The organism is Providencia sp. LY12 (assembly GCF_057621555.1).
This window is the reverse complement of record NZ_CM172594.1, coordinates 1,799,460-1,816,819: the sequence shown is the minus strand read 5'-3', so window position 1 is coordinate 1,816,819 and position 17,360 is coordinate 1,799,460. Positions and strand designations below refer to the sequence as shown.

At 42.8% G+C, this 17,360-nt stretch carries 19 protein-coding genes; 4 read left to right on the top strand and 15 right to left on the bottom strand.

The features are described 5' to 3' along the window. Positions 1-1,016 precede the first annotated feature (1,016 nt). Positions 1,017-2,078 carry a tetratricopeptide repeat protein gene (locus ACY3ZI_RS08565; protein WP_487377132.1) on the top strand — a complete coding sequence of 354 codons (1,062 nt, stop codon included), beginning with the start codon at positions 1,017-1,019 and terminating at the stop codon, positions 2,076-2,078. Between the two features lie 42 nt (positions 2,079-2,120). Here ACY3ZI_RS08565 and ACY3ZI_RS08560 read toward each other — a convergent pair whose 3' ends face one another. The 4 genes from ACY3ZI_RS08560 to ACY3ZI_RS08545 form a co-directional block, all read right to left on the bottom strand. Next, complete coding sequence (locus ACY3ZI_RS08560; protein ID WP_211885278.1) at positions 2,121-2,603, bottom strand: glutathione peroxidase; 483 nt, start codon at positions 2,601-2,603, stop codon at positions 2,121-2,123. A gap of 24 nt (positions 2,604-2,627) precedes the next feature. After that, a complete protein-coding gene (locus ACY3ZI_RS08555; RefSeq protein WP_211885277.1) occupies positions 2,628-3,179 on the bottom strand; it encodes a helix-turn-helix transcriptional regulator in 552 nt (183 codons plus the stop codon). 609 nt (positions 3,180-3,788) lie between these two features. Then, positions 3,789-4,856, bottom strand: coding sequence for a Rieske 2Fe-2S domain-containing protein (locus tag ACY3ZI_RS08550; RefSeq protein ID WP_487377129.1), 1,068 nt, complete (start codon positions 4,854-4,856; stop codon positions 3,789-3,791). Continuing rightward, the gene (locus tag ACY3ZI_RS08545; protein ID WP_487377127.1) at positions 4,790-5,728 is read right to left on the bottom strand and encodes a GNAT family N-acetyltransferase; all 939 of its coding nucleotides are present in this window, start codon (positions 5,726-5,728) and stop codon (positions 4,790-4,792) included. Before ACY3ZI_RS08545 ends, ACY3ZI_RS08550 begins: the two co-directional genes overlap by 67 nt. Between ACY3ZI_RS08545 and ACY3ZI_RS08540 the strand changes: the two genes are divergently transcribed. Beyond that, entirely contained in the window at positions 5,717-5,923 is a 207-nt protein-coding gene (locus tag ACY3ZI_RS08540) for a hypothetical protein (RefSeq protein ID WP_487377125.1), read from the top strand. The two genes, ACY3ZI_RS08545 and ACY3ZI_RS08540, sit on opposite strands and share 12 nt — an antisense overlap. Before the next feature lie 2 nt (positions 5,924-5,925). On the opposite strand, the gene ACY3ZI_RS08535 is transcribed toward ACY3ZI_RS08540, so the two are convergent. The 5 genes from ACY3ZI_RS08535 to ACY3ZI_RS08515 all read right to left on the bottom strand — a co-directional run bounded on the left by ACY3ZI_RS08535 (position 5,926) and on the right by ACY3ZI_RS08515 (position 9,411). Next, positions 5,926-7,080, bottom strand: coding sequence for an ATP-grasp domain-containing protein (locus ACY3ZI_RS08535; RefSeq protein WP_487377123.1), 1,155 nt, complete (start codon positions 7,078-7,080; stop codon positions 5,926-5,928). Positions 7,081-7,144: 64 nt separating this feature from the next. Continuing rightward, positions 7,145-7,825 (bottom strand): two-component response regulator DpiA, encoded by a 681-nt coding sequence (dpiA, locus tag ACY3ZI_RS08530; protein WP_036951294.1) that lies wholly within the window; start codon positions 7,823-7,825, stop codon positions 7,145-7,147. 214 nt (positions 7,826-8,039) lie between these two features. Further along, positions 8,040-8,366 carry a hypothetical protein gene (locus ACY3ZI_RS08525; protein ID WP_487377121.1) on the bottom strand — a complete coding sequence of 109 codons (327 nt, stop codon included), beginning with the start codon at positions 8,364-8,366 and terminating at the stop codon, positions 8,040-8,042. A 130-nt stretch (positions 8,367-8,496) separates the two neighbouring features. Next, positions 8,497-8,682, bottom strand: a complete 186-nt coding sequence (locus ACY3ZI_RS08520) for a hypothetical protein (RefSeq protein WP_487377119.1) — start codon at positions 8,680-8,682, stop codon at positions 8,497-8,499. A gap of 540 nt (positions 8,683-9,222) precedes the next feature. Then, the gene (locus ACY3ZI_RS08515) at positions 9,223-9,411 is read right to left on the bottom strand and encodes a hypothetical protein (protein WP_487377117.1); all 189 of its coding nucleotides are present in this window, start codon (positions 9,409-9,411) and stop codon (positions 9,223-9,225) included. A gap of 924 nt (positions 9,412-10,335) precedes the next feature. Here ACY3ZI_RS08515 and ACY3ZI_RS08510 point away from each other — a divergent pair. Beyond that, the gene (locus ACY3ZI_RS08510) at positions 10,336-10,761 is read left to right on the top strand and encodes a hypothetical protein (RefSeq protein ID WP_487377115.1); all 426 of its coding nucleotides are present in this window, start codon (positions 10,336-10,338) and stop codon (positions 10,759-10,761) included. A gap of 67 nt (positions 10,762-10,828) precedes the next feature. Then, a complete protein-coding gene (locus tag ACY3ZI_RS08505; protein ID WP_487377113.1) occupies positions 10,829-11,308 on the top strand; it encodes a hypothetical protein in 480 nt (159 codons plus the stop codon). A 130-nt stretch (positions 11,309-11,438) separates the two neighbouring features. Here ACY3ZI_RS08505 and ACY3ZI_RS08500 read toward each other — a convergent pair whose 3' ends face one another. The 6 genes from ACY3ZI_RS08500 to ACY3ZI_RS08475 all read right to left on the bottom strand — a co-directional run bounded on the left by ACY3ZI_RS08500 (position 11,439) and on the right by ACY3ZI_RS08475 (position 17,334). Beyond that, positions 11,439-11,948, bottom strand: coding sequence for a hypothetical protein (locus ACY3ZI_RS08500; RefSeq protein WP_112843640.1), 510 nt, complete (start codon positions 11,946-11,948; stop codon positions 11,439-11,441). Next, entirely contained in the window at positions 11,945-12,988 is a 1,044-nt protein-coding gene (locus ACY3ZI_RS08495) for a hypothetical protein (protein WP_487377111.1), read from the bottom strand. The genes ACY3ZI_RS08500 and ACY3ZI_RS08495 overlap by 4 nt, the downstream gene beginning before the upstream one ends. 392 nt (positions 12,989-13,380) lie before the next feature. Further along, positions 13,381-13,773 carry a terminase small subunit gene (locus ACY3ZI_RS08490; protein WP_487377109.1) on the bottom strand — a complete coding sequence of 131 codons (393 nt, stop codon included), beginning with the start codon at positions 13,771-13,773 and terminating at the stop codon, positions 13,381-13,383. 493 nt (positions 13,774-14,266) lie between these two features. Further along, positions 14,267-14,719 (bottom strand): hypothetical protein, encoded by a 453-nt coding sequence (locus tag ACY3ZI_RS08485; protein WP_487377107.1) that lies wholly within the window; start codon positions 14,717-14,719, stop codon positions 14,267-14,269. Between the two features lie 62 nt (positions 14,720-14,781). Next, positions 14,782-17,160 carry a hypothetical protein gene (locus ACY3ZI_RS08480; RefSeq protein ID WP_487377106.1) on the bottom strand — a complete coding sequence of 793 codons (2,379 nt, stop codon included), beginning with the start codon at positions 17,158-17,160 and terminating at the stop codon, positions 14,782-14,784. Then, the gene (locus ACY3ZI_RS08475; RefSeq protein ID WP_132494568.1) at positions 17,161-17,334 is read right to left on the bottom strand and encodes a 3-hydroxybutyryl-CoA dehydrogenase; all 174 of its coding nucleotides are present in this window, start codon (positions 17,332-17,334) and stop codon (positions 17,161-17,163) included. It abuts the gene before it with no gap. Positions 17,335-17,360 lie beyond the last annotated feature (26 nt).

The following is a 17,360-nucleotide window of genomic DNA, read 5'->3' as shown; positions in this document are numbered from 1 at the left end:
TACCTCTAATACAACCTGTACGTATGCAAAAAAACCACGGGACGCTGTCTGCACCCTCGCATTGTTATGGTCTCAAGAATTCAAGCTTTAGAAGATTCACTTTTGGTAGGAGGAGTATCAATCCCTGACCTCAAAACAAACAAAACTGTGTGTAAATATTGTTTATGAATCGCGAACATAAAATTCAATGAGTTAAAGCATATTTGATTATTTATTCAGCATTACAGCGAATATATGCCAATCCAAACAGAATAATCAGTTAAGCAATATATGCTATTTATGCACCAAAACTAATAATTTAGCCAGCATTAATTACCATGCTTATAGATGCATATCGTGATTAACTTCAATTTTTTAAAAAATCATGAAATTATTGTCGCCCATTAAATAATCACTTGTTCACTATATGTTAAGCATATTGTTCTATCTTTAATCATTTTACTCGCAGAGTAACACCCTATACACACTACAAGCATACCCCGCGGCACCCTGCGGATATTTCGTCTTGGTGATAATAAAAACTGAATAGAAAATGAATTTAGATAGGTGATTATTTATTAATGTCACTATTACGTGTTTATTTATCGAACGAAATAACGAAGTGATATAAAAATAAAGCGGTATTTTCAGGAAGCTGCGTATTTTATGCAAAAAAAAAGCCCAGCGACTAAAACTGGGCATAATGCATTCTATTAAGGATCGTACTACTAATTCAAACTACACGATATAGATGCATTATTGCATTACTTCATGTAAAGAAATGAATGTTGAGGGTAAATATATGAATGTTTACACAAGCAAACAGTGATATATATGTAATTAAGACCCTTGATAGGCTCAAAAGGTTCATCTTTTTTTTAATTATTTTTAATCTTTTTTATAACATCATGATTTATCTTCGTTTAATGCGTAAAAATAATTTTCAGAATAGCAAGAATGGCAATTGCGTCGCTAGCTGCAACCCGTTAACCTACCCTTTAGGAATAAATGGCTAAAATTCATCCCAAGGAAGCTAAGTGAAACAGTTTACTCTCCCCTTCATCATCCTTTGCTCATTATTCATTAATTTGAGTCATGCAAAAACGGTGGCTCCTGTTGCACCCTCTTCAGTCGTGGATGAAAAAACGTTAATTCAATTAGCGGATAGCGGGCAAGCGGAAGCACAGTTTAATTTAGCGATGTTTTATCAATCTCACGGTCAGTTAGATAAAGCCGCCTATTGGTATAAACTTTCTGCCAGCCAACATTTTACCAAAGCACAAATCAACCTCTCGCTGATGTACCAGCAAGGTGCTGGCGTTGGTAAAAACCCCAAAGAGATGCTGCATTGGATGGAAGCGGCAGCCAATGCTGGCGACCCAATTGGCCAAATGAATATGGCTGAATATACTCTAGAAGGCATACCAAACCTGTTGGAGAAAAATCCACAACAAGCATTAAGTTGGCTAGAAAAAGCCGCGACACAGCAGTTACCCGCAGCGCAGCTAACGTTAGCTTATTGGTATGAAACAGGTGTCGTCGGAGATAAAGACCCTCAAAAAGCCAATCAAATCTACCTCACATTGGCTGAAAAAAATCAGCCGCAAGCGCTCTATTTATTAGGTTATCAAGCAGCAACGGGAATGCATGACAAAATCAATTACCCCGCCGCATTTCAGTATTTTACGCGCTCTGCGGAGTTAGGGTTTTCCCCCGCACAAAATAGCCTAGGTATGCTCTACTTAGCAGGACAAGGCACCAAACGTGATACCACTGCAGCCATTAAGTGGCTAACCCTCGCCGCTCAGCAAGGGGAAGTGTCCGCCCAGTTTAATTTAGCGTTAATTTATGCACGAGGCGATGGTATCACCGCCGATCAAGCTAAAGCCTGCCAGTGGTTTATCAAAGCTGCCAATCAACGCAGCCGTGATGCACAGTATGCCAGCGGAGCGTGCTATCAATATGGAATGGGCGTACCGCAAGATGATACGAAAGCCTTATATTGGTATCGACTCGCCGCCAAGCAAGGCGACGAACGCGCCCAGAAGAAAGTGATGATTATGGAAAATGAGTTACAAAATTCGGGGACAGGGAAATAGCCCTAAGATTATCTGCATGAAATAACTAGAATGTCCAAACGCTCAAATTCCAAGTGCGGCAACTATCGCCGCTTCCATTTTTTCAGGGGTCGTAAACGGAGCGAAACGCTTTAGCGGTTTACCATCGCGTCCAATCAGGAATTTGGTAAAATTCCACATAACCCGGCCACCCAGCAACCCAGGTAACTCGCTTTTTAGATAACGAAATACTGGGTGCGCTGCGCTTCCATTGACGTCTATTTTCTCGAACATCGGAAAGCTCACACCGTAATTAATGTAGCAAGTTTGCCCGATTTCCTTTGTGCCGCCGGGTTCCTGTTTCCCGAATTGATTGCAGGGGAAACCAAGCACCACCAAACCCTGTTCTGCATATTTTTTGTAGAGTCCTTCAAGACCTTCGTATTGTGGTGTAAAGCCACAATGGCTGGCTGTATTCACAACTAAAACCACCTTACCCGCGTAGTCCGCCATAGAAATGCGCTGCCCGCCAAGGCTCGTTGCTGTTAGTTGATAAAAGGTGGTCATCGTAACGTCCTCAAAGATAAAATATTATGAAATAAGTGAATACGCGATGGATTCTATTTCTTTAATATTCCCAAATGCCCTCATTCTCAACGCAAGATTCCACTTGCTCAATGTATGTGCGTTACTCACCAACTGCTCTCGAGCCTGAACGCCTTTACTGTCGAGGCGGCCGCTATCATTCAACCATTTAGCAACTTCTGACCAATCCCAAAGTGGTGACTGGCCACTAATACGCTGGATAGGACAAGGGAAATCGCCTTTACCTCGTGAGCCGTCTTTTAGTAAAGCAATGGCTTGGCGAGTTAAACCGGAAAGTTGGGCAATATCACTCAAACCAACTAGAGCCGAGTCCACCGACTCAACGACAGCCCCAATACCTGCCGTTTCAATGTCATTAATCGCTGATTTGATAGCTAAGTCTAAGCTTTCTGCTTCTCGGTCAAATTCTATATACACTGAGCTACCGTAGTAGCAAATTAGCGCATCATCACAGCCGTTGGTATACAGAGCATCCGCAAGCCCCTCTGTCTCCATTTGAACGCCTGATAACGTCAATGTGAAATTGTAGAGTTCCATTCCGCTCTCCTCATCAAAAAGGCGGTTACCCGCCTTGCTTTAAAAAACCGAATCAACCCTTAGGTTTCCTCGGGGTACAGCGGTCAACCATTCTACGGATTTGCTTTGCGTGCACTTCCGGATTTTTGGGTGTACTGTTTACGCTCATCGCGTGAGTTCGTCCATGATCAGCATTTCCACATTTAACAGTACAGAAAGGATGCCCCGTCGCTTCTTCAACGATCCAGCCCTTTTCCTCTGCATAACGGAGTGCCTCACGTACTTCTTTGTTAGGGTGCTTTTTGCTCATCAGCCTCCTAGTGCATTAATAATATACATTTCGTTGACACGCGTCAACATTATGAGTGATGTTGACGTATGAACATTCCCATACCGCGTATTTACTATCACACTGTACTGATACGAAAATATAATAATGAGACTTATTCTCATTAAAAACTTCTGCAATTATTTCTTTTGAAACCAATGATTAGTACTGAGTAATGGAATTGAAGGCTTATACTTGAGAAAAAAGATGAGATGGGGTTGATGGCACTGAACCTATAAAAATAGCCTTTTTATAGGCTCCAAATATGTCGGGAAAGCATATGCAATTTTCCTCATAGCGACTTAAAGCCGAAAACAGAACTCTTTCTCCTCAAACATCAGCGGCTCACCCTCTTCAAGTAATTGGCGAATACTTGGCCCTAGTAAATCTTGCTCGCCATCGAGCGGTGTCGGTAAGGTTCCTTGAAAACGCAATTTATTGGCACTGACTTTCTCCAATATTTGACGGTCTTGACGGAGGATCACGCGGAATAACTTGCTCAATACATAACGTTTGATGACTGCCGGAAGCTTCCCGCGTCGAGTGGCGATCCGTGCAAATAGGCGTAACTGGTCATTCCCACAAGGTACTAGCCAAGCGCTGACCAGCAAATTGAGCTCATCACGGCGGTCGCGGTACTCAATTTCTGCCAGGCACGGCAGACGAAAACGTCCCATACTGACGCCGCGCTCACGCTCAAACAGTTGCGAAATAAACCCTGATTGTTTCCCCTCTTCGCTATACACGGCTTCGACGCCATCGGCCAGTGGACGAACTCGGGCGCTGATTTGTTGCCGTTGCCGGTCGTGACGGATCCAGCCAGAGTGAACAAAATGTGTATGAAAACCGTCGAGAAAATTCTCTGCGGCGTCTTGCAGCGAACACTGCACTTCATCGGTGATCCAAAACGTATCGACTCTCTGCAAACTATCAGAGGGTGCAACTGGCGGGCTCTGCGGACGCTCCATGCTCAGGCTAACCCAAACTAGCCCGTGAGCTTCGCAACAAGGGAAACTTTCAAGCAGCGGCTTACTTCCCACCGCAAGGTCAGTACCAGGCACTCGCGTACACCGCCCGTCGGCGGAAAACCGCCAGCCATGATAAGGACATTCAATCTGTCCATCGCAAACTTTGCCCGCACTCAATGGCGCAAAACGGTGTGGACAACGGTCTGGCAGCGCCACAGCATGCCCGTCATTGTCTCGAAACAGCACCAGCGGAATATCATGCAACTGGCACGCCACGGGTTGGTTTCGCAATTTGTCGCTGATAGCCACAGGCCACCATTGATGTTCAAACGGTTTCACAGTTTTAGCTTCCTCATCAGCGGTACACCAATACCATGTAACAGAAAACTCAGCACCTTCCATACAAGGCGTCGCCCCCAAGATAAATGAGCGACATAAACCAAGCTGTATTCGATCTGCGGTTGACCACCCCGCAAGCGCTTGAACTCAGCCGCACCAGAGCTAAAGTTCAGCACCTGACGGCGCTCAGCCGCTTCTTGCAGGCACAGACGGGTCAATTGCCGATACAGCCCAAGCCGTTGGGGCAACGCGGTGTCATAACCCACTATTGGCGTGCTGATCACGGTGGAAGATGAGAACCAACCCAACGCACCGTCAATACGCCCTTCTGCATTGCGTAAAGCGCGGATTTCTAGCCAACCCTCACGCAGCCCCTGCCGCAACCATTGCGCATTATAATGCGGGTTCAACGTGCAATATTTATCCAAATAAAGCAGGTTATAAAGGTGCTCTATTCTTTTGAAATCGTCATCATTCAATTCGTTACCGGGTACGACGGTATACGGGCTGCGCCGTAATAAAGTGGCATCCAGTCGAGTATTATGATGCTTGAGAAACAGAGCTTCCTCCCCTGCCCGACCATCAAACAAATAGACTTGCCGGCTAGGAATGCTCAGGTATCCGTGGCTTTGCAGGCATTGGCGCAACTCTCGGTTACTGAAATCATTGAGCGAACGAAAACCAATTCCATGCTCAGGAAAGTTTTGCTTCAGCAATGTCGTGATAGCTGGCAATTCAGTGACATCCCAATCAGCAGGATAAAGATTGGTCGATAGCAACCAGTTGTTTACCTGCACCAACTTGTTGATCTTTCCCGCATTCAGTAGGCACTCAACGGCTTGAGTCAATAACTTCAACGGCCAAGTCAAATAGGGTCGACCAAGGCGCTTGATTTCTTCACGGGCGTAACCACTGTAGGCTGTTTGAGGGGACACCACATAGCAGTTGTCGTCGGGTTCGTTGCCGTCTGTGATACTGACCGGAAATTGCTGCGTCCCCGTATCGAGCAGCGCCATTTTCGTACTGACATTGCCTATCAAGCACTCGCCGGCACAGGCTCGCACATAACGCCGAGCCAAGCTGTCATTAGGGCTGGCACTCTCGCTCAGAATTTGATCTTCGAACAATAATTTCATGGTGTACGCTCGTCTAGCGGCTGGCCGTTCCATTCGATATCTGCCGTAGACGCCGTTAACAACCCACAACGTCGAGATACCGCCCGAGCAATGATTTCCGTGAGGCTTCCGACTTGTGCTATCAACGGCCACCAGTCACCTTTTTGCACAATAACATCCCGGGCGGCGGCATAATCACGCCAGAACGTCGGGCTCAGAGTTCGCCGTGGAGCCGCAAATAACAGCATCGCCAATGCAATCATTCGAGGCTCTAATGTTGGTTCAAGGATCTGCTCGGATGGCTGACTCAAGCTATTCACTAATGACTGTCGCTGATTATCAAACAGATGTACACCACTGGTCGCCCTTGGGTTGCACTCCAGCACATAAAACCGACCATTTTTATCTTGAATAAAATCGAACCCTACTTGCCCGTTATAGCCCGTCTCGCGTCCAAAATGCTCAAGAAATTGGCGTACCGGTTCTGGTGTACTCGGTTGGAAATAGATCCCAGAGCCGCGACCAACTCGGTAGCGCGGGTGATAACAGCTGTGAGCACGTAGATCACCATCAACCAAGACACTAAAACTGCAAAACTCCCGCCCTTCGATAAATCGCTGTGCTACCCAAGGCTCGGTCTGAGTGGGCTGTATTTTGTTTAGCTGTTGGGCTGATGGACGGATCAAGGTTTGGGAGGCAAAGCGCGAATACGCAGGTTTGAATACCCAATTTGAAGCATCGTCTGCGAATGTGGGCAATGCTTGGCTGTCTGTCAGTAGGTGGGTTTCAGGGGCAGCGACAGGCCAGCCATTCGTCATGGCTGCAAAATTCCCTTTATGATGCAGACGGTGCAACAGTGGAAAGTCGCTGGTTAATACCCGACACAATGGCTGCAAGCGTTCAAGGCCATAAGCCAAGTAAAATACTTCTTCGCACGTTGGTAGCAGCAGGTCGATATGTTGATTTTCGATCGCCGTCGCAAGAGCTTCAATCCAAGCTGTCGGGTTCTGTCGAGGTTCAGGTAAGCGGACATAATTTTGCACGGAGCAACTAAAGCGGCTCAGCGGCTGACTGAGCGAATCACCGACGCTGACAGTCCATCCTGCTTCATTAAACGCTCGCGCCCATTCTAGACAGGCCGGCGCACGAGCGCCAAGGATCAGTACGTTCATAACAACCTTTTGGGAAATTGACGCAAACACCTTCACGCAGACTTCAATCGTCTACCTACGGCAACTAATGACTACCCCGATATATCCGCTGGGGGCGCCCTACTTTGCCGTACTCAATTTCCGCTTCAATCTTACGTTGGGCTAAACAATACTCTAAATAACGGCGGGCGGTAGTGCGGCTTAATTTTATGGTTTCTGCAATCGACTCTGCCGTATATTCCGCATCGGGTACTGCAAATAACGCGAGCACTTTATCAAGCGTAATAGCATCAATCCCGGTCGGTAGCTCTTCTTTGCTCTCACCACGGGCATAGGTATTAAACATGTCATCAATCTGGCTTTGATTGGTTTTATTGGCGCCCTGCAAAACCGATTTACGCTGAATATAGCGATCTAACGTTTGCCCTAAACGCTCATAAGCTATCGGCTTAACCAAATAATCAAATACTCCTAGACGAATCGCCTCAGAGACTGTCTCCATATCACTAGCGGCGGTGGTGAATACAATATCCGCACTATTGCGCTCCTGAAGTAGTTCATGAACTAAATCAATTCCTTTCCCGTCAGGTAAATAGTTATCCAACAGAATCAAGTCAGGCTTCATGTACTCAATCATTTTTCTTGCTTCCGCAAGATTGCCCGCAAGCCAGACTTTATCACAAGCAGGATAAGCTTTAATGTACTCCGCGTGCATCTCCGCAAGGAGCAGTTCATCTTCGACAATGAGGATTTTTATCTTAGCCATTTTGCGTCTTCACTTTCGGTATAAATGTAGATTATCAATCAATCCCTTTGATTTTATTATATATAATAATCCAAGGCGTAAATTAGGTACAAGCTCAGGTACAAGCAAAACACGGGCTATAAATCATTAAGGATCATTCTAAGACGAACATATCTTGTCGTACATTGCTATATTTGAAATATATTGTGATATTATTGCAAATTGTGAAATATTATTAAGATGTAATATTTTGTTTATTATTTGATCTGCGTTTTCTTTTCGCCAATCTTTGTTCCAGTTCCTTCTCTGCCTCAACCTGTGACATAAACATATTAAGATTTCTATTAGCTGAGGAGCTGTTCTTTCCTTTTACCATAATCGACATACTCACGCCTTCATGAGGCTGGACTTGCTCAAACCGTTTCAAGCTTTCTTTACTGGCGCGCCATGATCTACCAACACGGAACATATAATACTTTGCAGGGTTTCTATATATCGTAGACTCAGAAAGCCTAAGTAAGGCTGCGTATTCTTTTACAGTGAAAAGTGAATCATCTTCCATAGCTATCCTCTGAATATGTAAGAGTTACTTTTAATTTTCAGGATAGCTTAGCTGGGTTATTAATTCAGGGATAGCGATTCAAGCTACGTTCATTTATTTTGAGCTTTATTTTTATCATAGTGCTCATTTACTAACAGGTAACTATCTGCGCCCCCGTTAGCTGATAACCATTAAACCATTCATAACGACCTGTAGCCGTGACTTTGTTCCCTTTCTGGCATGTCATAAGCTCCAGTGCGCTCATATCAAATGCCACTTTCTTCAATGGGTACGGACTACGCTTATCACTCTCAGCCTGAATAGTCATAGTAGCCATAACTTTACCTGTGGCGGTTCTAACTCTCTCAGGAGCTTTTATTACCGTTCCTGATGTGGTGATCCTGATTGATTTTGCTTTTCTCATTTCTGGTTTATTCATCTTAATACCATCGTAATATAAGCTACTAATTAAAATAAAATGCTGGTGGGATTTTGAATATACAGGGAATAACTCCAATAATCAGGGGAGATCTAAACATTAACTTACCCATGATGATACGGGATTATCCCGCATGTAAAACCTTACCGTTTAAACTTGTTGTAGCTCGTTGCTGTAGCCTTGGCATTCAGCGTAGATAACCTATTGATTTCATCGGTAACGAATTTTTGCTTCACGGTAACTTATTGATATTTATTCAGAGGACAAATTTGTCCTGTGGGTATCGCAATGCTTATTTGCATTGTGGTATTGCCAACCAGTGACGAGCCTCCAATTTCAGAGCCTCATGTCTCCTTGATTTCAAGGCAACCTATACCTGTATACCGTCGCACTTTTTAGTGCTTCGCTTAACATTTGACCATTGCGATTACCATCGCATCAGCGTTTTGATGCTGGCTTAGTCCATTGGTAGGTAGGTGCGGTCATTCTGCGCCTGTGACGCTCTTTAGCCTGTATTGTCTGGGCTACACCTGTTCTAATCGCTAACCTATCGCGTCCATTGAGTGATTGACCTTGCTGGTGGGCTAACTCCATCATAACGGCTTCTATTGTTTCACGCTGTAACATGGCTATACCTCAAAGGTGTTGTGATTATCGCTATACCTTGATTGCGTTGAATTGGAACAATCAAAGCCTATCAATCCACTAGTATAAAACATGCTGTTTTGCTGGCAACCAGAGTGGCAACCGTCAAGACTAATCCAAACTTATTACCCTTGTTTTGCTGCGTACCACTCTGCGTACTTTTCCACAACATCATGATTTTATTTAATTATAACGAATCGTTAGAATTAAGCGCATACCTACTGCGTACCTATTTAATTTTGGACGGGGCTTATAAATTTGTTTGACACGATGACAAGTTTTGACAAGTTTTCGACCACAACAATTACTATGTTCTCATGTCTGGTTTTGTCTGGTTCTGATGTCAACAATTGTCAACATTCAGCGGATGAAGTATCCAGTAAAATATAGCCTTTTCGGTGGATACCAAAACGGGCACCTTACAATCATCATGGCAACACCATAGCACCACCGTGGTTTATTTCAGTACCATTTTAGTACGTTATTATCGTGAGTCTTTTTGATATCAAAATAACTACACCGTGTTTTGTTTGATGGTTAGCTGTGCTGGCTAATATTTAGCCACTTTGGCTAAAGGCACTAGTTTGTGGTTTTGGTGTATGGGTAGCATTTCAACTGTTACCCTTTCCGACTGTCACGATAATCATGACGGTTGATACAGGCTCAAAAATGAGCCGATTGATTCTATTGGTAAAATTAGACTGTGCTCAAATTTGAGCTTTGCCATGTATTCAGTCAGTTACAAGGCGCAATAATACGCTTTGCTTGTTTTACAGTAAGTTACTCTAACTTTAAGTTATGGAATTATTCGTTAAATCCGCCAGCAATTTTATATTTTCTAATCTGTATAACACTGTTATACACTGATATAATAGGTACTCAATAAGCTGATAACGGACTATTACCATGAGTAAATCTAATCTTATTGCCTTTCGTCTACCCGCTGAACTGCAAGTCCTGTTTAATGATGCTGTATCGAACTCTGGTACCGATAAAACAGCATGGATAGTCTCCGCTATCAAAGAGAAGCTAAACCGCCCAGACAGTAATCCTGACGCTCGTATGTTATCGCTGGTGGAACGCCTAGAATCGTCTGTGGCATCTTTAATTGCTGGCAAGGCAGATATCCCACCTTATACCTATAATGAGTCTGCTGTCGTTTCTGTGGTTAATTTGGTGCTATCAGGGGGTATAAATAACGGGCGCATTATCGCTGAACGGATTAATGAGGCTGGCTATCAAACTAAAGGTGGCAAAGCGTGGGATAAGGATATTTATTCAGCTTGGAAACGTCACAAGGATATTTCAGGTAAACTATATTCAAATATGTAACTGTATATTTTAATAACGCTCTGTAATATTGCTTGTGTGCTATCGCTTAATAGGTGCTGAATAACATATGAAGGCTAATCAACTAACAATCAGACATTACAACGATATTTTACCTGCACTTTCAGGAAGAATATTTCACGTTACTCCTACAGCTAATATGCCACTTATAAAGCAATCTGGTGCTTTGACTCCAAATTCGGAACTGTTGCAAGTTTCAAGATTTGGCAATTCATCTAATGGTTTTTTTAGAAAGCGCAATTGTGTATCTTTTTTCGACTACAGAGGCTGTGGGTCCAAGTACTGGAAAGAACATGCATATAAATGCTTTCCTACTCTGATCCTTGAACGTAGGCATGGTGATAAGATTTCAATACTGTTCCTTCACGAAAGTAAGTTTAACAAACTGATTCCATGGACACTCTGGAAAGACGAGGAAGCATGGGGCGACAGGGTGGTCCCATATGTTGAGGCTGGATATAACGGTATAGTCCCCCTAAGGTATATTACAGAGGAGTTAGTCGTTGAGTATGACCACCAGCAGATCTAGATAGCACAAGCGGGGGGAAATTAATTCTTAACAGCTACAATATATTGATATAGTTAAATGCCCATTACCTTTTATTCGTATGCACGTATAATTATAAATGTGGTCCTGAAGGTAATGCTTTATATCCAGGCTACTTATTTCTTTTTACTGGCATCACTGCCTCTGCCGCCTCATCAGACCGTTCTTGTTTTGATACGCTGCGCTTAACTATATCTGGACCTATTAAACTAAACAACACTGTAGCTAACTGCCATAACGTTAGAAAAACAAGTAACCCATACGAAATACCTCTGAACACCTCTCTGTGAGACAGTATCCATTCGAACTGTTTCAATAATGGGGCAACAATCCCAGTAATTAATACCGCAGCAAGAATGGCTGTAGAATGAACAATTGGAGTAAAAAGTCGGTGTATGCCAGATCCATTATTTTTTGATACTCCACCACGAAATGATTTCTTCAGTCTTTCTGGGTAGATAATGGCAAACCAAGCGCCCACTACAGCAAATATAATAGAGGCAGTAGTTCTTAACGCCTCAAAAAGTGGCCACTGGATTGCAAAGGCGACGCTACTACCTAGATAACCAGATAGTAATACTATCGCACCACATGCAATTCCAATAACCACTTTATATTTCATCGTATTCCTGCACCATTCAAAATAATGTTTTTCTTTCTAACTAACTCATTTAAAAGAGAGTCAAGCTGGACGAACTCAATATTGTCTCTTTCAATATCAAGCTGAAACTCCGTTCTTGCTAATGATTTACTCAACCAGTAAGGTTTGTTTGACTCCCCTTCGAAGTAAAACCCATAGTCATTAACATCGCTTAGATCAGCCTCCCAGCTATTAATCATTAGATTGACTTCCTCTAGTGATACATTCGGGGATAGCGTGTATCTTACTTTAGTTGTAATGCCAGCACCTTGCGCCTCACTTAGCTTGACGGACTGAAGCATTCTTTGCCATAACCCTAGCTCTTCTGGTTTTGCTAAATCCAACTCAATAATACGCTCAATTTTTCTAATATGTTCAGCATTCTGTCTAATGATGTCATGCTTTCCACGATTTCGAACCAAATTTGCCTTGAACTTAGGATTATAATGTCTATCTTCTTCAGTCTCATCGAGTGGGTTATTTTTATAACCCGTTACTCTCACTTCAACGCTGCCATCTTCATTCGTAAATGGGGCTGCTAATACGTGTCGAGATGACTGTTTAAGGAAACAATTAAGATAGTGCTGAAGAGATGCCTGAGATGTGAGTTTATTGTGGAGCCTTACAGTCGCTAACATATTTTTATCCGAAAGAAACCAAAAATATGTTGCGTAACCTGGTATGCTCCCACCTTGTACTGCGTTCAATATTACTTCAGGATCAGCGCCAAACTGTGCTGTTTCACTGATTGATGGAACCTGCTGCCCGTTAGTTGGGATTTCATTCCAAATCAGTAAAGCCCAATCACTTCCATTCCTTTTAGCATCAACAAGATAGCATGGGTATCTTTCATCATTTGCTTCAAATGTCTTGGTTTGCTTTAAGGTTTTGGCGCTCGCCCACATTTGTAAATCTTCAAGCATCTCAGTGGTAGAGCCAAATGCCGCCTGTTCACTTCCATAAGTATAATATCCAGCACTCTTGATCTTATAAAACGTAAAAACCGCTTGTTCAGTTACCATGTCCATTAACCCAAATAAATATGAATAACCTAAATATAATATTAATTTATGTTTTCATGTTACTGATCATTTAAACAGCCAAGCATGGTTAAATATACAGTATTAGCAACTAACTGCAAACAATTAAGCAAAGCTCCAAGCTAAAATAGGTTTCTCTATTATTGGTCCGTTATCAAAACCAACCACTATATGCTAGAAGCGATTACGGCTGAAAAGTATCTAGTGAAATAGTTTTATTACCTGACATTTCATAAAAAACGTTAGGATTTGTTAGGATTAATGGGTGAGGCTTCGTGAGGTGGTATTCCCTGAAATACGTTATCAAATGTTATCATCTAAACGTTTACAATTGTTAACATCCAGCCAGCAATAATCTTAGGATTTCTTAGGATTTAATCAAAAATATCCTTGATTGAGCGTGTCTCTACTTTCACATTGCCAGTTAAATCAACCAGAACCTTGTCCAGCCCTGTCAATCTGGCTTTCCCCATCGTTGCCGCCACCGCTGCCGATGCTTGAGGTGTGTCAGCGTTCAGGGCTTTCAATCTGGCTGCCTCTAATTCTTCCAATAGCTTCATGACGGTAATATCGTGCCTTGTTCTAATATCCTGCCGTAGCACGTCCAACCTTGCCGTAATCTTGCCGTTGTCCAATAGCTCTTTGGCTTTCCTGTTGATTGATTCAGGTTTCATTTTTGCCGTGTCGTATGCCGTTCTATAGGCTTCGCTTGCGTTGCCTGTCTCGATGTAGGCAAGGCAGAAATTTTCTTGTTTAGTTGTTAGCATCTAGCCCCCTCATTCACTGGCTTGTATCGGTGTTCTGTAATCAGAAAATATATAGTTTTCTATGGTTAATATTATTCAATTCACGCGCCTTTTTTATGGACTCTATTAATCATCAAAGTTACTTTTTACGATACGAATAAATAACCTATAACGTGCCCGAAAATCATCATTCCCTCGCGCGCGCGCGTACTGGTCTCGAAACTCAACGTTGCTCACGCTGTAGCTTCTCAATTATCGCCTGTCTCACGAACTCTGCACGATTGCCAGCCCTGATATAGTTTATCAATATATGCTCGTCTACTGCGTCAATAACGGACTGCTCACACGTTACGATTAAGCGCGTTGTCGGCGTACCGTTAAAGTAGCGATTGCGTTTTTTCTTAATGCTTTGCTGCATATTTCACCTTGTTAGCACCATTGCATAATCTAATTATTACTTTTTATTTTCACTGGTAATTTTAACGATATTGTTAAGCCCCGAAGGGCTTGTTAGCTACTTGGTATTTTTAGCGGAGCAATTCCTAATTAAAGTACTGGCTTCGATGTTGTTACTTTTGGCGTTAATTACCAATATCAATCCAGTTTGAGGTGTTGATATTATTTGGTATTTCTCATCATCGGAACTATATCCATATGAAGCGGATTTACCATTACCTTGATAAAACTGTAGTTGAGGTATAGATATTAAAACAGTGTCAGACAAAGTTGCGGTGACAAGCAATTTGCCTCCATCTATGTTCTTTACATGAATTATTGCGCTACCTTCCTTATCAGTTCTATCTGTATTAGCTAGACCAGTGCTTTTATCTATAGGAAAGAAGTCACAATCAAATACACCATCATTAATGACTATTTTATCTTCCGCATTAGCCTGTGTGGATGTGGAGTTTCCTGCAAGTGCCAAAAAAGGCAAGAAAACCAGCATAGCAATTATCTTTTTTAACATACCAACCTCTATATTTTGTTTAGGTGATTACACGGTCTGATTTGAGTTAATTACAGAAACTCTTAGCTAAGTGACGGAACGAGTTGATAAACTCGTCTTGTCGATTCCTCGGCTGCCGCCTCATTTACTCCTGATAATGTAGTAGCGGTAGTGTGCACGGTTATACCTCCCACATTAATATCTGTTTTGTTATTCGTAATTGTTTGGGCTTGTGATTTAAGCGCATTCGATTGGTCTAAAAATCCCTTAGCCAAACCATTCACACCTGCTGCAAAAGGTGTTGATATCTGTTTGTTGAATGATTGAATATTACTAATAGCATTCTGCATAGGGTCGCCAGTACCTTGAATGGCTGCCATAGATAAAGCTTCGGAATACGGATATTTATTATTATTCTCTACTTTAGACATTTCTTTAATCAATGAGTACATGACCGCCGGATTATTCAAATCTAAAACAGAATCAACATCTACCCCCATTCTGCCAGCTACGGTTTTTGAGTATGACGCTGGGTCATTCTTGCCATGACCTTTTGGAGCCCATTTATGGATAATATCCCAGACAGTCTGTAACTTTTTATACTCCGCGGCTGCTGATGTTCCATTGTAGTACATCATTAGCTGTCTAGAACTGGCTCTTATTCCATCATAAGGGCGATCAAACTTAGCCCATCCTTCCCCGTCATTTGATGCTCCATTCTGTTTTGCATAAGCCAAATTTAGCGGACTATTATACCTTAACCCTCTTTCTCCATGCTTTGATGAAACACTGTCATCATTGCTATTCGCTGTATCTTCTTTCCCACCAATTACACCGCTTTTTAATAACTGTTGCTTTCTGCCAATTGTCGTATTTTGGTTTAAGTCGTCCTCTGTTGGCTCTGGCATTTCACCTGAGATCGTCATTCTTAGTATTTCATTAGTAACGTCAATTTCAGTGTATGGCTTACCTGACTTATTCAAGTTAGTCATCGCATGATTGCGGTAGAAATTATCTCTATTAGAATTTCGAGTGGCATTATCTTCTTGTTCTGTGGTAGCTGTTTGCTCTGAATAAAGCATGAGTAGCCACGGGTTTTTGGCTAAAAACTTCGTTGCTGATGCTGTGATTGACGCAAATGCCCGAGTAAGACTCAAAGCCCATTGAGTAGCACCTAGAGATAAACTAGCGAACCCCCCTAATATTTTTGCAACCCATTTTACGCCGAACCAAGTAGCAAATCCTGTTAGTGCTAATTTCCAGCCCTCAATATCGCCGTTTTGGTCAGTAAACCACTTACCGATAGTGGTGTCCTTAAACCATGTTTCTAGCTCGTCCAGCTTTTTAAGAATGAACGTGATTGAGCCGTCCCATTCTTCCCAATTAAATAATGACTTTCCGCCCTCTTTCCACGTTTTATAGTCATCATATAAGGCGGCTATTGCCGCTGCGAGTAAGAGAACCAAGCCAACGCCACCAAATAATGGGGCAAACATACCCATGAATGCCGCACCTGCTTTCAGGGCTAATGGGATCAACGTCAAGCCTATCACCGCCCCCATAGCTTTAAACACCATGACGGCGGTATCTCGGTTTTTATTCAGGTAATTTAAAAAACCAGAGACAGCCTCAGCGAACTTGAGCGCATAAGGCATGAGATAATTGGCTATGAGTGTTTTTAGCCCCTCCCACTGCAAATTAATAAGCGAGTTTTGCTGTTGTAGTTGCCGGCTTATTTCTAATTCTTGCTCTGATGAAACAATGATATCTTTCTGGGTGGCTAATTGCTGCTCAAGCGCATCACGCCCCTGTAACAACATGTTAATCGTGCCTTCATCAAATCCCATGTTCTTAGCGAAGTTATAGGCTTGAGGTCTGGACATTTGAGACAGGCTATCGGCGACATCCAGCAAGATATCATCAAGGTTTCTCAGCTCCCCGCTATTTTTCATCACCCCCACATTCAGCGCGTTAAAGTACGGCAGGATTGAGGTATCACCCATTGTAGCCAAATCCCACAATGATTTGCTTAATCCGCCCATACTTGCAGCCATACCCTCCGCGCTGCCCCCTGCCATTTCTGCCGCACCTTGCCAGCGTTTAACCGTAGTCGCATTAACGCCTAGATTCTTACTCATAAAATTAAGCTGGTCATTCGCTTTGGCAGTGTCGTCTATGAGTTTTTGTAAACCTGTTGATACTAGGATTGTGCTAAATAGCGTCGCTAGAGCTTTAACACCGTTATTAATTGACTTGGTGAACTCGTCCGCTTGCTCTTTCGCTTTCTTCTGCTGCTCTTTTGTACCCTTGAGCGTTTCGTTAACGTCGCCTAGTACGTCATTTAATGAGTCGATAGATTTTGATAACCGATCATTCTCATTCGTCGCTTTCTTCGCATCGGCGGCAAAACTTGCCGAATCCAGTTTTAGCGATACTAGCAATGTATCTATTAACGTTGCCATTTATACCCCCTCACGGCGTAAAGCCTCATTGAGTAGCCCTCTAATCAATTGCGTCATCGGAGCTTCATTAATTAAATAGTCCTTTTCCGCGCGTTGTCGGCGAAACTTCTCTATGCGTTCCAAAATCTCGCTATCAATTGATACGGCTTTGAACGTTCTTTTTTGTTTGCTCATGGTTATTTATCCACCCTGTTTTTATG

Coding starts and splice junctions, on each gene's coding strand:
- ACY3ZI_RS08560 (WP_211885278.1), bottom strand. CDS start 2,603: ATGACCACCTTTTATCAACTAACAGCAACGAGCCTTGGCGGGCAGCGC.
- ACY3ZI_RS08555 (WP_211885277.1), bottom strand. CDS start 3,179: ATGGAACTCTACAATTTCACATTGACGTTATCAGGCGTTCAAATGGAG.
- ACY3ZI_RS08550 (WP_487377129.1), bottom strand. CDS start 4,856: ATGGAAGGTGCTGAGTTTTCTGTTACATGGTATTGGTGTACCGCTGAT.
- ACY3ZI_RS08535 (WP_487377123.1), bottom strand. CDS start 7,080: ATGAACGTACTGATCCTTGGCGCTCGTGCGCCGGCCTGTCTAGAATGG.
- dpiA (WP_036951294.1), bottom strand. CDS start 7,825: ATGGCTAAGATAAAAATCCTCATTGTCGAAGATGAACTGCTCCTTGCG.
- ACY3ZI_RS08525 (WP_487377121.1), bottom strand. CDS start 8,366: ATGGAAGATGATTCACTTTTCACTGTAAAAGAATACGCAGCCTTACTT.
- ACY3ZI_RS08520 (WP_487377119.1), bottom strand. CDS start 8,682: ATGGCTACTATGACTATTCAGGCTGAGAGTGATAAGCGTAGTCCGTAC.
- ACY3ZI_RS08515 (WP_487377117.1), bottom strand. CDS start 9,411: ATGTTACAGCGTGAAACAATAGAAGCCGTTATGATGGAGTTAGCCCAC.
- ACY3ZI_RS08510 (WP_487377115.1), top strand. CDS start 10,336: ATGAGTAAATCTAATCTTATTGCCTTTCGTCTACCCGCTGAACTGCAA.
- ACY3ZI_RS08505 (WP_487377113.1), top strand. CDS start 10,829: ATGAAGGCTAATCAACTAACAATCAGACATTACAACGATATTTTACCT.
- ACY3ZI_RS08500 (WP_112843640.1), bottom strand. CDS start 11,948: ATGAAATATAAAGTGGTTATTGGAATTGCATGTGGTGCGATAGTATTA.
- ACY3ZI_RS08495 (WP_487377111.1), bottom strand. CDS start 12,988: ATGGTAACTGAACAAGCGGTTTTTACGTTTTATAAGATCAAGAGTGCT.
- ACY3ZI_RS08490 (WP_487377109.1), bottom strand. CDS start 13,773: ATGCTAACAACTAAACAAGAAAATTTCTGCCTTGCCTACATCGAGACA.
- ACY3ZI_RS08485 (WP_487377107.1), bottom strand. CDS start 14,719: ATGTTAAAAAAGATAATTGCTATGCTGGTTTTCTTGCCTTTTTTGGCA.
- ACY3ZI_RS08480 (WP_487377106.1), bottom strand. CDS start 17,160: ATGGCAACGTTAATAGATACATTGCTAGTATCGCTAAAACTGGATTCG.
- ACY3ZI_RS08475 (WP_132494568.1), bottom strand. CDS start 17,334: ATGAGCAAACAAAAAAGAACGTTCAAAGCCGTATCAATTGATAGCGAG.